This window comes from Streptomyces sp. NPDC007929 (assembly GCF_042959065.1).
GTDB lineage: Bacteria > Actinomycetota > Actinomycetes > Streptomycetales > Streptomycetaceae > Streptomyces.
In genome coordinates, this window is the sequence record NZ_JBIBKD010000002.1 from 338,047 (window position 1) to 352,421 (window position 14,375).

At 70.4% G+C, this 14,375-nt stretch carries 13 protein-coding genes and 2 pseudogenes; 7 read left to right on the forward strand and 8 right to left on the reverse strand.

The features are described 5' to 3' along the window. Positions 1 to 58: 58 nt before the first annotated feature. Positions 59 to 256, reverse strand: a complete 198-nt coding sequence (locus tag ACFZDE_RS06350; RefSeq protein WP_391197905.1) for a MerR family transcriptional regulator — start codon at positions 254 to 256, stop codon at positions 59 to 61. Between the two features lie 362 nt (positions 257 to 618). Between ACFZDE_RS06350 and iolC the strand changes: the two genes are divergently transcribed. The 5 genes and pseudogenes from iolC to mmsA all read left to right on the forward strand — a co-directional run bounded on the left by iolC (position 619) and on the right by mmsA (position 6,076). After that, positions 619 to 1,569 carry a 5-dehydro-2-deoxygluconokinase gene (gene iolC, locus ACFZDE_RS06355; protein ID WP_391197907.1) on the forward strand — a complete coding sequence of 317 codons (951 nt, stop codon included), beginning with the start codon at positions 619 to 621 and terminating at the stop codon, positions 1,567 to 1,569. Beyond that, positions 1,566 to 2,447 carry a deoxyribose-phosphate aldolase gene (locus ACFZDE_RS06360; protein ID WP_391006293.1) on the forward strand — a complete coding sequence of 294 codons (882 nt, stop codon included), beginning with the start codon at positions 1,566 to 1,568 and terminating at the stop codon, positions 2,445 to 2,447. The genes iolC and ACFZDE_RS06360 overlap by 4 nt, the downstream gene beginning before the upstream one ends. Positions 2,448 to 2,496: 49 nt before the next feature. After that, a pseudogene (locus tag ACFZDE_RS06365) lies at positions 2,497 to 2,604 on the forward strand (5-deoxy-glucuronate isomerase); the annotation flags it as partial. Between the two features lie 71 nt (positions 2,605 to 2,675). Continuing rightward, positions 2,676 to 4,559: a 3D-(3,5/4)-trihydroxycyclohexane-1,2-dione acylhydrolase (decyclizing) gene (gene iolD, locus ACFZDE_RS06370; RefSeq protein WP_391197909.1), complete on the forward strand. Its 1,884-nt coding sequence runs from the start codon at positions 2,676 to 2,678 to the stop codon at positions 4,557 to 4,559. Between the two features lie 14 nt (positions 4,560 to 4,573). After that, on the forward strand, positions 4,574 to 6,076 hold the full coding sequence (mmsA, locus tag ACFZDE_RS06375; protein WP_391006287.1) for a CoA-acylating methylmalonate-semialdehyde dehydrogenase: 1,503 nt from the start codon (positions 4,574 to 4,576) through the stop codon (positions 6,074 to 6,076). A gap of 157 nt (positions 6,077 to 6,233) precedes the next feature. On the opposite strand, the gene ACFZDE_RS06380 is transcribed toward mmsA, so the two are convergent. The 4 genes from ACFZDE_RS06380 to ACFZDE_RS06395 all read right to left on the reverse strand — a co-directional run bounded on the left by ACFZDE_RS06380 (position 6,234) and on the right by ACFZDE_RS06395 (position 8,738). After that, the gene (locus ACFZDE_RS06380) at positions 6,234 to 7,313 is read right to left on the reverse strand and encodes a radical SAM protein (RefSeq protein ID WP_391197911.1); all 1,080 of its coding nucleotides are present in this window, start codon (positions 7,311 to 7,313) and stop codon (positions 6,234 to 6,236) included. A 61-nt stretch (positions 7,314 to 7,374) separates the two neighbouring features. After that, positions 7,375 to 7,914 carry a CYTH domain-containing protein gene (locus ACFZDE_RS06385; protein ID WP_391197914.1) on the reverse strand — a complete coding sequence of 180 codons (540 nt, stop codon included), beginning with the start codon at positions 7,912 to 7,914 and terminating at the stop codon, positions 7,375 to 7,377. Between the two features lie 74 nt (positions 7,915 to 7,988). After that, complete coding sequence (locus ACFZDE_RS06390; RefSeq protein ID WP_391197917.1) at positions 7,989 to 8,129, reverse strand: hypothetical protein; 141 nt, start codon at positions 8,127 to 8,129, stop codon at positions 7,989 to 7,991. A gap of 18 nt (positions 8,130 to 8,147) precedes the next feature. After that, positions 8,148 to 8,738: a DUF6415 family natural product biosynthesis protein gene (locus tag ACFZDE_RS06395; protein WP_391197920.1), complete on the reverse strand. Its 591-nt coding sequence runs from the start codon at positions 8,736 to 8,738 to the stop codon at positions 8,148 to 8,150. 526 nt (positions 8,739 to 9,264) lie between these two features. Here ACFZDE_RS06395 and ACFZDE_RS06400 point away from each other — a divergent pair. Next, positions 9,265 to 10,239, forward strand: coding sequence for an XRE family transcriptional regulator (locus tag ACFZDE_RS06400; protein WP_391197924.1), 975 nt, complete (start codon positions 9,265 to 9,267; stop codon positions 10,237 to 10,239). A 1-nt stretch (position 10,240) separates the two neighbouring features. Here ACFZDE_RS06400 and cutA read toward each other — a convergent pair whose 3' ends face one another. After that, a complete protein-coding gene (gene cutA, locus ACFZDE_RS06405) occupies positions 10,241 to 10,567 on the reverse strand; it encodes a divalent cation tolerance protein CutA (protein ID WP_391197926.1) in 327 nt (108 codons plus the stop codon). Positions 10,568 to 10,866: 299 nt separating this feature from the next. On the opposite strand from cutA, the pseudogene ACFZDE_RS06410 reads away from it, so the two are divergent. Further along, positions 10,867 to 12,267: pseudogene (locus ACFZDE_RS06410) on the forward strand (APC family permease). A gap of 24 nt (positions 12,268 to 12,291) precedes the next feature. Here the strand turns inward: ACFZDE_RS06410 and ACFZDE_RS06415 are convergent. Both ACFZDE_RS06415 and ACFZDE_RS06420 read right to left on the reverse strand, forming a co-directional pair. Beyond that, entirely contained in the window at positions 12,292 to 13,116 is an 825-nt protein-coding gene (locus ACFZDE_RS06415; protein WP_391197929.1) for an AAC(3) family N-acetyltransferase, read from the reverse strand. After that, entirely contained in the window at positions 13,113 to 14,315 is a 1,203-nt protein-coding gene (locus tag ACFZDE_RS06420) for an FxsB family cyclophane-forming radical SAM/SPASM peptide maturase (RefSeq protein WP_391197931.1), read from the reverse strand. The genes ACFZDE_RS06415 and ACFZDE_RS06420 overlap by 4 nt, the downstream gene beginning before the upstream one ends. Positions 14,316 to 14,375: the final 60 nt, after the last annotated feature.

Sequence of the window (14,375 nt, forward strand, 5' to 3'; positions counted from 1 at the left end):
CACGGCCCGCTCGCCCCACCCGGCGGCAGGGCGCCGGATCCGGACGCGGAAGGGCGGGTCAGTCCGTTCGTCGGCGGTTGCCGGGCCTGGAGGCGACCCAGGCCCGGACCGTGTCGGCGTACCAGTAGGGCTTGCCGCTCTCGACGTGGTCGGGCGGGGGCAGCAGTCCGTGTTTGCGGTAGGACCGCACGGTGTCGGGCTGCACCCGGATGTGTGCCGCGATCTCCTTGTAGGACCAGAGCCTTCGGTCGGTCATGACGTGTACCTCCCCGCGCGCACCGCGGCGGCGGCCGGGGACGGCCGTCGAGGGGAGCCGGGTGCTGCGCTGGCGATCAGCAAGCCTGTGCCTGGTCAACGACGCCCGGTCATATGCGGCAGGGCCTGTGCGCCGGGTGTGACGGAAGGCCCGCGTACTCGCGACACGCGTGACACGAGGGAGGTGTTTGTGACACAGCCGCCGCAAAGAGGCGGGCCCGGGGATCGGCGGGGTGCCTTGACACGGCCCCGGAGGGACGGAAAGCGCTGTCATGATCTGGTCCGAATGTCCGGACAAAACATTGACAGGGCTTCGAGAGGGGGCTACAACACCGGGGAGAGCCGAGCATCGAGGGGACACCGATGGCGTACGACCTGATCACCATGGGGCGGATCGGAGTGGATCTGTATCCGCTCCAGACCGGCGTCCCGCTGCCGCAGGTCACGTCCTTCGGCAAGTTCCTCGGCGGCTCGGCGAGCAACGTCGCGGTCGCCGCGGCCCGCCTGGGACGGCGCACGGCGCTGATCACCCGCACCGGCGACGACCCCTTCGGCACCTACCTCCACGAGGCCCTGCGCGGCTTCGGCGTGGACGACCGCTGGGTCACCCCGGTGCCCGGCCTGCCCACGCCGGTCACCTTCTGCGAGGTCTTCCCGCCGGACGACTTCCCGCTCTACTTCTACCGCCGGCCCAAGGCCCCCGACCTGGAGATCGACGCCCACGAGCTGGACCTCGACGCCATCCGCGACGCCCGCATCTTCTGGGTCACCGGCACCGGCCTGAGCGAGGAGCCCAGCCGTACGGCGACCCTCGCGGCCCTCGCCCACCGGGCCAGGTCCGGCGCCACCGTCTTCGACCTGGACTGGCGCCCGATGTTCTGGACCGACCCCGACGCGGCCCGCCCCTTCTACACCGAGGCCCTGCGCCACACCACCGTCGCCGTCGGCAACCTCGACGAGGTGGAGGTCGCCACCGGAGTGCGCGAACCCCACGCCGCCGCCCGCGCCCTCCTGGACGCCGGTGTCGAACTGGCCGTCGTCAAGCAGGGCCCCAAGGGCGTCCTCGCGGTGAACAGCGCCGGCGAGAGCGCCGAGGTCCCGCCGCTGCCGGTGAACGTCCTCAACGGCCTCGGCGCCGGTGACGCCTTCGGCGGCTCCCTGGTCCACGGCCTCCTCGCGGGCTGGGACCTGGAGAAGACCATGCGGCACGCCAACGCCGCCGGTGCCATCGTCGCCTCCCGCCTGGAGTGCTCCTCCGCGATGCCCACGCCGGAAGAGATCGAGGCGGCCGTCACCGCGGGGGCCGTCCGATGACCGTCGACATCTCCGAACTCGTCCGCCTGCGCAGCCACCGCCCGGAGGCGATCGCCGAGGCCGCCGCCCGCCGCCCCCGCCGGCCGCTGCTGAACGGCGACGGCCGCCTGATGATCGTCGCCGCCGACCACCCGGCCCGCGGCGCCCTCGGCGTCGGCGGCCGCGCCCTGGCCATGGCCAACCGCGCCGACCTCCTCGAACGCCTCTGCCTCGCCCTGTCCCGCCCGGGCGTGGACGGCGTCCTCGCCACCGCCGACATCCTCGACGACCTGCTGCTGCTCGGCGCCCTCGACGGCAAGGTCGTCGTCGGCTCGATGAACCGCGGCGGCCTCCAGGGCGCCCGCTTCGAACTCGACGACCGCTTCACCGGCCACCGCCCCGAGGACATCGAGCGCCTCGGCTTCGACGCGGGCAAGCTGCTGCTGCGCATCGACTACGACGACCCGGGCTCGCTCACCACCCTGGAGGCCACCGCCCGGGCCGTCGACGCCATGGCCGCCCGGAGGCTCCCCGTCTTCGTCGAGCCGTTCATCAGCTACCGCGACGAGCGGGGCCGGCTGCGCAACGACCTGTCCGCGCGGGCCGTGACCACGTCGATCGCCATCGCCTCGGGCCTCGGCGGCAGCTCCGCCTACACCTGGCTCAAGGTCCCGGTCACCGACAGCCCCGACGACATGGCCGAGGTCATGGCGGCCTCCACACTGCCCGCCGTGCTGCTCGGCGGCGAGGTGGGCGACGACCAGGACGGGGCGTACGAGAAATGGCGCGGCGCCCTCCAACTGCCCACCGTGCGCGGGCTGGTCGTGGGACGGTCACTGCTGTACCCGGCGGACGGCGACGTGGCCGCCGCCGTGGACACCGCCGTCGGACTGCTGTGAGGGCCGCCTCATGACCTGTGTGCGCACCCCGGACCAGGAGTTCCACCCCCAGATCGCCTCCGGCGCGGGAGGCCGCTTTGCTTTGGCAGGAGCGAAGAGCGAGCGACAACTCCCCGCCCGCTACGGCCCCGCGCCGGAGGTTCCCCACCCGAGCCGTACGCGGCCCCGCCTCGTGAACGTCCGTCGTGGCCGGTGCGTATCCGTGACCACCCAGAGGGAGGGACACCGATGACCGCGACGACGAGACTGACCCTCGCCCAGGCGCTCGTGCGCTTCCTGGCGGCCCAGTACACCGAACGCGACGGCGTCCGGCAGCGGCTCATCGGCGCCACCTGGGGCATCTTCGGCCACGGCAACGTCGCCGGGATCGGCCAGGCGCTCCTGGAGTACGCCGAGGAGATGCCCTACCACCAGGGCCGCAACGAACAGGCCATGGTGCACGCGGCGGTCGGCTACGCCCGGCAGTCGAACCGCCTGTCCACGCACGCGGTCACGACGTCCATCGGCCCGGGCGCCACCAACCTCGTCACCGGCGCCGCCCTCGCGACCGTCAACCACCTGCCGGTGCTGCTGCTGCCCGGCGACATCTTCGCGACCCGCCCCGCCGACCCGGTCCTCCAGCAGCTCGAAGTGCCGTACGCGGGCGATGTGTCGGTCAACGACTGCCTGCGCCCGGTGTCCCGGTACTTCGACCGCGTCACCCGGCCCGAGGCCCTGATCCCCTCGGCGCTGAACGCGATGCGCGTCCTCACCGACCCCGTCGAGACCGGCGCCGTCACCCTCGCCCTGCCCCAGGACGTGCAGGCCGAGGCGTACGACTGGCCCGAGGAGTTCTTCGCCGAGCGCGTCTGGACCGTACGGCGGCCCGGCGCCGACCCGGCGGAGCTGGCCGAGGCGGTACGGATCGTCCGCGCGGCGAAGCGGCCCCTGGTCGTCGCGGGCGGCGGCGTCCACCACAGCCGCGCCGAGGAGGCCCTCGCCGAGTTCGCCGAGACCACCGGCATACCGGTCGCCTCCACCCAGGCCGGCAAGGGCTCCCTGTGCCACGACCACCCCCAGGACGTCGGCGGCGTCGGCCACACCGGCACCGCCACCGCGGACGAACTCGCCCGCACCGCCGACCTGGTGATCGGCGTCGGCACCCGCTACACCGACTTCACCACCGCCTCCGGCACGCTGTTCAGCAACCCGGACGTCCGGTTCCTCAACCTCAACATCGCGCCCTACGACGGCCACAAGCTGGCCGGGCAGCCCCTGGTCGCCGACGCCCGCAGCGGCCTCGATGAGCTCACCGGCGCCCTCCGGACGCACGAGCACCGGGTCGCCGACAGCTACGCCACCGAGTACACCGAGGACAAGGAGCGCTGGGAGCAGCGCGTCGACGCCTGCTACGAGGTGGACGAACCGGACACCCGCCCGACCCAGCCGCAGGTCCTCGGCGCCCTCGACGAGATCGCCGACGCCTCGGACATCCTGATCAACGCGGCCGGTTCCCTCCCCGGCGACCTGCACAAACTCTGGCGGACCCGGTCCCGCGACCAGTACCACCTGGAGTACGGCTACTCCTGCATGGGCTACGAGATCCCGGCCGCCATCGGCGTGAAGCTGGCCGCTCCCGACCGGCCGGTGTGGGCGCTGGTCGGCGACGGCACGTACCTGATGATGCCGACGGAGATCGTCACGGCCGTGCAGGAGGGTGTCGCGATCAAGGTCCTGATCATCCAGAACCACGGCTACGCCTCCATCGGCGGCCTGTCGGAGTCGGTGGGCGGCGAGCGCTTCGGCACCGCCTACCGCTACCCCGCCGAGGACGGCTCGTACACCGGTCGGCCGCTGCCCGTGGACCTCGCCGCCAACGCGGCCAGCCTCGGCATGCGCGTGCTGCGCGCCAAGACCGTACGGGACCTGCGCGAGGCCCTCGCCGAGGCCCGGGCGGCCGACACTCCCACATGTGTCTACGTCGAGACCCAAACGGCAGACACAGTGTCGGGCGCGCCTCCGGCCCAGGCCTGGTGGGATGTACCCGTGGCCGAGACCGCGACACGGCCGTCCGCGGTCAAGGCACGTGAGCTGTACGAACGGCACGTCTCCACCCGACGCCGCCATCTGTGAAGGAGTTCTGGGCCATGACGAAGATCGTCAACCACTGGATCGGCGGCAAGACCGTCGAAGGCGCCTCGGGCACGCACGGGCCGGTGACGGATCCGGCGACCGGCGAGGTGACGACGAAGGTCGCGTTCGCCTCGGTCGACGAGGTGGACGCCGCGGTCGCCGCCGCCAAGGAGGCCTACCTGACCTGGGGCCAGTCCTCGCTGGCCCAGCGCACCTCGATCCTGTTCAAGTTCCGGGCCCTGCTGGACGCCAACCGGGACGCGATCGCCGAGCTGATCACCGCCGAGCACGGCAAGGTGCACTCCGACGCCCTCGGCGAGGTCGCCCGCGGCCTGGAGATCGTGGACCTGGCCTGCGGCATCAACGTGCAGCTGAAGGGCGAGCTGTCCACGCAGGTCGCCAGCCGCGTCGACGTCTCCTCGATCCGCCAGCCGCTCGGTGTCGTCGCGGGCATCACCCCGTTCAACTTCCCGGCCATGGTGCCGATGTGGATGTTCCCCCTCGCCATCGCGTGCGGCAACACCTTCGTGCTGAAGCCGTCCGAGAAGGACCCGTCGGCCTCGATCAAGATCGCCGAGCTGCTGTCCGAGGCGGGTCTGCCCGACGGCGTCTTCAACGTCGTCCACGGCGACAAGGTGGCCGTGGACCGCCTGCTGGAGCACCCGGACGTCAAGGCCGTCTCCTTCGTCGGCTCGACCCCGATCGCGCGCTACATCCACACCACCGCCTCCGCCAACGGCAAGCGCGTGCAGGCCCTCGGCGGCGCCAAGAACCACATGCTGGTCCTGCCCGACGCCGACCTGGACGCGGCCGCCGACGCCGCCGTCTCGGCCGCCTACGGCTCCGCCGGCGAGCGCTGCATGGCCATCTCCGCGGTCGTCGCGGTCGGCTCGATCGGCGACGAGCTGGTGGAGAAGATCCGCGAGCGCGCCGAGAAGATCAAGATCGGCCCGGGCAACGACCCGACGTCCGAGATGGGCCCGCTGATCACCAAGGTCCACCGCGACAAGGTCGCCTCCTACGTCGAGGGCGCCGCGGCCGAGGGCTGCGAGGTCGTCCTGGACGGCACCGGCTTCACCGTCGACGGCCACGAGGACGGCCACTGGATCGGCATCTCGCTGCTCGACAAGGTGCCCACGTCCGCCAAGGCCTACCAGGACGAGATCTTCGGCCCGGTGCTGACCGTGCTGCGCACCGAGACCTACGAAGAGGCGCTGGACCTCATCAACGCCTCGCCGTTCGGCAACGGCACCGCGATCTTCACCCGGGACGGCGGCGCGGCCCGCCGCTTCCAGCTGGAGGTCGAGGCCGGCATGGTCGGCGTGAACGTCCCGATCCCGGTCCCGGTGGGCTACCACTCCTTCGGCGGCTGGAAGGACTCGCTCTTCGGCGACCACCACATCTACGGCAACGACGGCACGCACTTCTACACCCGCGGCAAGGTCGTCACCACCCGCTGGCCCGACCCGGCCGACGCCCCGGCGGGCGTGGACCTGGGCTTCCCGCGCAACCACTGAGCATCCCCTTTACGCGCCCTCTGACCTGCGGATCAACGGTCAGAGGGCGTCGCGGTCCGCCCGGAACACCTTCAGATACGCACGAAGGCGTGCAGCACCACGTCCGGCAGCGGGATGCCGTTCGTCGGCCGCACCATGAAGTGGCCCCGTGAGGTGGTCAGCCGGGGTGCGGTCCGCCGGTTGCTGCCGGCGTGGCGTGCAGCCGGGACAGCCGCGCCGCCTCGTCGTCACGGAAGGCCGCCACCTCGCGGCAGCGCTGGCTCATCACGAACTCGCCGAGCGACAGGCAGAGGTCCATGCGCTGGATGCACACGCCGACCATGAACGGGCCGTCCACAGCGCGGTAAAGCCGGACCCCGTAGTACCCCTCCTGGCAGTCGTCGGGGTTGTTGAATCGGCAGTTGGCGCACGTTTCGGGAAGACGCACGGCCCGGATGCTCTTCGCGTACAGCGTGCGCCCGTCGGGCAGGCGGTATCGCACCCGCTGATCGGACGCCCCTGCCGTGATGATGCGGCGGACCGGGACGGCGCCCAGGTGGTCGACGACGTCCTGCATGGCGGCCAGGGAGGCGCCTCCGTCCTCCAGCGATACGAGCATCCGGACCACGACGGAGCAGCCGTGCCGCTCGATGATGCGGAGCACGCGGTCTACGTGGTCTCGGCCCGGGATCACGATGTTGGCGGAGACCTTGATGCCGTGCGCGGTCGCAGTCTCGATCGTGGCGTCGAGGGCTGTCAGCTTGCGCTCGGCGAGCTTCGGTGAGGCAAGGCGCGGGGCCTGGACGGCGGCGAGCTCGGCTGGGGTGGTGCCGAACACCGACAGGTTGATGCGGTCGAGGCCGGCTGCCGCTGCCGCGGGCAGGACCGCGGCGCCGTTCTCGCCGTTCGAGGTGAGCCCGACGGTGAGGCCGAGGCGCCGGGCGATGGTGATCAGGCCGGGCAGGTCCGGATGCAGTGTCGGCTCACCCCCGGTGAAGTGCACCTCGTTCGTCGGGAGGCTGCCGCGCACAGCGGCGAGGGCCGTAGCGAAGTCCGTGTCGGCGGCGATCCGGGCGGGCAGGAAGTCGGCGCCGTTGGAGCGGAGGTAGAGGGAGACGCGTCCAGTGCTGCCCGGTGCGGCGACGGGTGTTCCTTCGTTGTGGCAGAACGAGCAGGCGAGACCACACGCGTCGATGATCTTCACGCGCAGGGTGCGATCCGGTTTCACTTCAACCGGCACGTCGCTCAGGTCGTGCATGGTGCCCCCTTCTCCGGGCCTGCCGGGGCGCGGTACCCCGGCCGGTGTCGCAGGCGCCGGCCTACTCGAAGCGCAGGTCGGCGATGGAGTCCAGGTCGATGCCGTACAGGCCGTAGACCTTCGTGGTGTTGATCGATGTGAGCTGGTCACGTTCGATGCCCAGCGCGGTGGCGGCCGCCCACACCTGTGCTTCGTTGTCGGCCTCGATCTCCAGGTAGGGAGGGATGCGCGGCCACTCGTCGACCTCCAGGCGGACGGCGCCGAGGGTGTACGAGGTGCGCCGATTCTCTTGGTAGCTGCGCGGTGTCAGGCCAGTGAGCTGGAGCAGCGCGGCGGCTTCCTCGAAGCTGTCGACGGTCACCTCGGTCTCGTGGGTCCCGTCGACGGCGTCCGTGCTGATCTGCTTTACGCACAGGGTGACGTCGGTTCCGGTGTCGCGTAGCCGCACCCACCGGCCGAGGACGGCCGGGATGGTGTCGTACACGTATCGCCGCATGAGGCGGGTGTCGGTCGTGCAGGTGCCGCCGGCCTCGGTGATGAGCCGGGCGATCTTCGTCGGGTCGACGTGGAGGGCCTTCGCTTCGAACTCGATGCCTGCCATAGGGTCTCCGATCGCTGGTGCTGTTGGTGTCCAACGACGGTGCAGCGTAGGGGCCGCAGCGGGGACGCAGCCGCTCAGGCGGTCCCGACGGCGATCGTCTGCCGAACATGCCTAATGCCGAACATCGACAGAACCAAGCCGAGGAACGAGAGCTGCTGCCCGTTCAGGCCGAGGCCGTACTGACGCTGCGGCAACCCCTCGAAGCCGACCTTCACGCCGCGGCTGGTTACCGGTCACGGTGTGACCTCCGTACCGCATCCGGGCCGGCTGAGGCGGGCGGCAGCAGTGCGGGCCCGAGCAGCCCGGTACTCCTCGTACAGCCTGCTCTCCTCCTCGCAGGGGAGTCCGGCGTGCGCGCCTTGCCCGTCGACTGCCCGGCACGTCGAGCACCGTAGGCAGTGCTCCGCCAGTTGCACGAACGCCCGCTGCTCCGGCGTCTCCTCGATCCCTGCGCTGACGGTCTCGTACTCGTCGCACAGAGCGGCCAGGACCCGGGCGAGCCTCCGGGCGTACATGATGTCGCCGGCCGGGGCGGAAGAGCCGAGCTCCGGGGCGCGGAGCTCGCCGCCGGCCTCGCTGCCGCAGGCACGGGCCGCGTAGCGGGTGGGGCTGTTCTCCGGCAGCCGAGCGGCTGCGTGCTCGACCTCGGGGGCCAGCCGCTCGATGTGGCCGCGTAGAGCGGTGGTGAGGGCGTCCAGCTCATCCCCGGCAGGCGGTACGGCCTCCGGGGCGTTGTCACGGCCGAGGACGCGGTGCGTGGCCTCGCGCATCGACGGTACGTCCGGCCGCTCTTCGGCATCGGGCGTTCGGGCTGTAGCTCGCATGGCGTCGGCGCTCCTCAGCGGCGTTGATCACGCCCCGGGGCCCTGCCAGGCCGCCGGGGTCTGAGCACCTCAACCTGCCAGCCCGTTTCCGCTGCTCGCTTCCCGCCCGGGGGTATCCCCATGATGGGTAGGCTGCTCCTCCTGCAGCGAGACACACGGTGTGACGGGGCCTCTGATGACGGGTTACGAACCACCAACCGCACTGCCGCGCCCACTTCTTGAGCGGGCGGACATGCAATCCGCGCTGACGGCGCACGACTTCGGCACGGTGTTCCGTCTGGCGCGTTCCGAGGCTGGGCTCAGCTTCTCGAGGATCGCTGCTGAGTGCGACATCAAGCCGGACCGCGTCGGCCTCCTGGCGCGCGGCCAGGGAAGCGTGACAACGTTCGAAAAGATCGCGCAGATCGCTGATGCCCTACGGATCCCGGGGCAGATGCTCGGCCTGGCCCCTCGCCCGTGGGAAGCGGCCTCACGGCGCCGTGCACCATCCACATATGGCCATGGCATCGACGCAGATGGAGGGGAAGTGCAGCGCAGGAGGTTCTTCAAAGCCTCGGCCGCGGCTGGGCTCGCCGTTGGTCTGCCGGAGCTGATGCGCCCCACCGCGGGCAGCCGGATCGGGAGGGACTGCCCCGGCAGGCTGCGGGCGAGGACGGCGCGGCTGCGTCGCCTTGATGACGTCCTCGGCGGCGGCGACACGTACAAGGTCTACCTCGGCGAGTACGAGTCCACGAAGGCGCTCCTGCGCGATGCCACGTACACCGAGCCCACCGGCCGGGCCCTGCTGTCCGTGCTCGCCGAGCAGGCGCAGCAGGCCGGTTGGGCAGCCTTCGACGGCGGTCAGCACCGGGACGCGACCGGGCTGTACGAGGCGAGTCACAAGGCCGCGGTCGACGCAGGGGACGCCGAACTGGCGGGCAACGCCCTCGCTTTCCTCGCCTACCAGACCACCCATGGCGATCGGAAGGCCAGCATCGCCATCGCCTCCCGCTCCGTGGACACGGCAGGCCCCGGCGCCGCTCCCGGAGTGCGTGCGCTGCTGTACGAGCGCCTCGCTTGGGCGCACGCTGTGGCGGGCAACGACAGCGAGACCGAGCGCGCCCTTGCAGCGGCTCAGTTGGCGCTCTCCGAGGTCGACGGCGCCCAGCAACCGGACTGGGTGACGTGGGTGGACCAGACCGAACTGGAGATCATGACGGGCAGGTGCTGGACGGAACTGCACCGGCCCCTCCGGGCGGTTCCCGTGCTTGAGGCCGCGCTCGCCCGGTACGACGACACCCACGCCCGGGACAAGAGCCTCTACCTCTCGTGGCTCGCCGCCTCCTACCTGACGGCCGGGGAGGTCGAGCAGGCGGCCGCGGTCACAGGCCGCGCGCTCGACCTTGCCTCCGGCGTGGCATCCGTGCGCCCACGACAGCGACTCGCGCCCCTCCTCCAGCGGCTCAGCGACCACAAGGCACTTCCCGCGGTCGTCGACGTCTTGGACAGCGCGCGCGGCTGAGCTACTCGGCCGGCGTGGTATTCGCGGCGAGCCACCGCAGGCAGGCCTGAGACCCCGCGACGATCGGCACGGCCGCGATCTCCGGGGTCTGCCACGGGTGATGCTTGAGCAGGTGCGCCTCAAGTTCGGCATACCGGCTCTGCTGGGTCTTGAGCAGCAGCTGCCACTCCTCGCCGGTGCCGAACTCGCCGTCGTGCCAGAACGCGGACGTCACGGGACCGATGATCTGCGCACCTGCGGCGAGCCTGCCCTGTACGACCGATCGGGCCAGCTCGACCGCCTGTTCACGGGTCTCCGTCGCTGTGGATACCTGCACGAAGTCAGTCATGCGCCGGAGCCTAGTGACGACCCCCGGCACCCGCACCGGGGCGTCGTGTCGGAGCACGACCAGCTGCTGTCCGTTGGCGGTCTCCTGCTGCGGGGAAGCGGGAGCGGGCAGAGTTTTTCGGGGGCTCCCTGCGGTTACCGCAGGGAGCCCCCGCCTTGTCCCCATCGACCTTCGCTGCCGAAAACCGCAGCGAAAGCGTGCTCCTGCTGCGGATTTCGTAGGTGGACAGCCATTGACGTGCTGCTTTCGTCGGGGTGTGATGCTGCGCAGTTCACCGCCGAGCCGATGGGAACCGCCGCATGACCGACACGCTCCGCCCCGTCGAGACAGACGTCGCGCAGGCGCCGGACCATCACCCCGACAAGCTCAAGCGCTCCATCGGAGTCGTCGGCGGCACCCTCCTCACCCTCTCCTGCGTGACCCCCGCCTCCACGCTGTTCGTGGTGGTCCCCGATCTCTTCGGCTCGCTCGGCACCGCCACCGCCCTCACCATCGCCATCGGCTCGCTGCTCTGCGTCGCGGTGGCGTTCTGCTACTCGGAACTGGGCACCCTCATCCCCAGCGCCGGCGGCGAGTACGCCATGGTCTCCACGATGGCCGGACGTCTCGCGGGCTGGCTGGTGTTCGTGCTCTCCCTGCTGGTCGTGATGATCGTCCCGCCGGTCATCGCGATGGGCACCGCCGACTACCTCGCCCCCCTCGGCCACCTCGACCCGTCCTGGACCGGCGCCTCCGTGATGCTCCTCGCGACCCTGGCCGGTCTGCTCGACCTGCGCGCCAACGCCTGGATCACCGGAGTCTTCCTGGTCCTCGAGGTCATCGCGGCGGCCGTGGTCGCGGTCCTGGGCTTCAGCCACGCCGAGCGCGGCCCCGGCAGCCTGGTGTCGATGTAGGTGGCCGCCCCGAGCGGCGCCCCCGACACCGTCACCGCCCTCCTGGTCGTCTCCGGCCTCGCGATCGCCCTCTTCGTCACCCAGGGCTTCTCCACCGCGGTCTACCTCTCCGAGGAGCTGGAGAACCCGCGCCGCTCGGTGGCCCGTACCGTCCTCGCCACCCTCGCCATCTCCACCGTGATCATCCTGGTCCCGGTCGCCGCCATCACCCTGGGCGCCCCGGACCTCGCCGCCCTGACCGGCGGGGACATCTCCACCATGGTCACCGCCTGGTCCAACTCGGCCGTCGGTACGTTCGTCAGCCTCTGCGTGGCCCTCGCGATCATCAACGCCGGGATCGTCATGGTCATCCAGAACTCCCGCGTCCTGTTCGCCTCGGCCCGCGACAAGGCCTGGCCAGAGCCGGTCAACGCCCTCTTCTCCCGCCTCGGCCGCTTCGGCTCCCCCTGGGTCTCCACCCTCGCCGTGGGCGTCCCCGGCGCGGTCCTGTGCTTCGTGAACCTGGACACCCTCTACGGCGTCACGGGCGTCTCGGTGACGGGCATGTACCTGCTGGTCGCCATCGCCGCGCTGCTGTCCCGCCGGGGTCACCACAAGCACACAGCCGCCTGGCGCATGCCCCTGTGGCCGGCGGCCCCGCTCCTGCTGATCGTGGTCCTGCTCTACATCCTGAGCGAGCAGGAGACGACGTACCTGCTCTGGACCGGCGGCATCACAGCGGCGGCGACCCTGTACTGGGCCCTGTACCTGCGCCCGCGCAGGAAGACGCGCTGGCTGGTGTCGGTACCGGAGGACACACAGGACTGACGGTCTCGGCGATCAGGCTTGTGGTCACCGGTTCGGCCGGTGAGCGGTCATCCATGCCACCGCGTAATCGACGGCGTCCCTGAGGGGGAAGAGCCTGGCTGCGGCTCTTCCGACCGCGCCGGCTGTGACAGACGTCGCGCTTCGCTCGAACGACGAGCCCAGCAGGGCGAAGTCGGTGTCGTCGAGCGCCACATCCGTGTAGCTCCACCAGGTGCGTTCGCCCCGGACCCGCACGACGCAGTGGTACTCCTGCATCGGCCGGTCTGAAACACGGTATTCGGCCAGGTGAAATGCGGTGCAGGAGGCGAATCCCACCCCGAGGAACAGCACCTTGGCTTTCTCTTCGTAGAGGCGTGCCAGCGGGGACCGTTCGCCGAGGTGGCAGTCGGGGGAGTGGCCGGCCACGATCGCACGGGCGAGCGGACCGACGGCCGCGAAAGAAGTCTGAGGGTGGTCGCTGCGCAGCGACCCCGGAAGTGTCCTCACCTCTTCGGCGAGCCTGCCCATCGACGGGGCCGGCGTGCGTCGAGGGTCGTACGGCGGCATGCTCCTGCGCAGTTCCTCGACCTGTTCTTCGGTGCACCCCTCGATGCGTTGCCGGTAGGCGCGCGATGTATCGGAATTCTCCGGCGTGAAGGCCGGAACGACGAGTGTGCCGTCAGGACCGAGCGCCGCACGGAGTGCACGTACCACCGCTCGGCTCTCGCCTCGCACGGGGCCCACGCTTCGCAGCGAGGAGTGGGTCAGCAGGATTTCCCCCGGGCCGATGCCCAGGGCGCGAAACTCCTGAGTGAGGGTGGCCTCATCGATGACGGGCGGCTGTGGGCGGCTGTGGAGTGTCCGCATCATGCCCCTTTTCGGCCGGCGTGCTGGGATTGCTTCAGGAGCCGGAACCGGTCTCGGAAATAGGAGGTCAGTTTCATCAGGTCACGGCAGTAGACGGAGGGGTTGTCGAATCCGCTCTGCCTTCGGAATCGGTGGGCGTACAGTCCTCCGCCGCACACTTTCACCTCCGGACACGACCGGCAGGTGGAGCACAGATCCGCAAGGCCACGCCGGCGCTTTCGCAGTCCGGGGTGGTCGGCCACTTCGTCCAGGCTGTGTGAGAAGACGGTCATGCCTGTTGCGGCTGCTCTGTGGTACGCCGTCTTGAGAGAATCCGTCTGCTCGAACGCACCATCCGTCTCGATCACCACGTGATCGGCCGAAGTGATTCCTGTCGACTCCACGAGCGAGGGGCTACCGGCCATGAGACTGAGTAAGGAATCGAAGAGCCGCACCGGAACGGGACACTCGGTGGCGAACCAGTAGTCGGCGATGGCGATCAGCCAGTCCGCGTACGGCGTTGCGCTCGCCTCGAGGCGAGCGGGTGGTGTGTCCCAGGTGGCGTGCGGCAGCAGAAAGTCGATCCTTGGGGGATCCAGCTCGAGCAGGGCCGAGTAGGTTCGCAGGGGGTCGTTCTCCGGGTCGATCGTGCACAGAAGCCCTGCGAGCAAGCCGCGGTGGCCGGGTTGTTGCAGGAGCCGGACGGCCCTCAGGGCACGGTCGTGGCTGCCGCGCCCGTCCGCGAAGCGCCGATGGCGGTCGTGCGCCGTCCTATCGCCGTCGACGGACACACCTACCCTGATGCCGTACTCCCGGAAAAGTTCACAGAAGTGTTCGTCCAGACGCACGCCGTTCGTCTGGATCCGAAGATCCAGGCGGCAGTGACCGTCGAGCGCGGAGCGGAACTCCTCCGCCATCCAGCGCAGTCGCACATGCCCAGCCAGAAGGGGTTCGCCGCCGTGCAGGATCACGTGCACGGTGTCCAGGCGGTGGGTGGCTGCGTGCTCGACAATTCTCCCAGCGGTTCTGGCGACGACGTCGCGCGCCATGACCCGGGGGCGATCGCGCCAGCTGTGGTCAGCGTGCTCGTAGACATAGCAGTGGTCGCAGGCGAGATCGCAACGGCTGTGCACCTTGACGACGAACTGCCGAAAGGCCGGCTCGGGGGAACCGACGCCAGGTTCAGATACAGGAATCGAACGTGACGGTCCAGCCTGGGTCACGGTCACTCACCTCCGAACCCAGTGAGGGGCGCACGTCTTGGAGAAAGCCCCGCGGCCTGT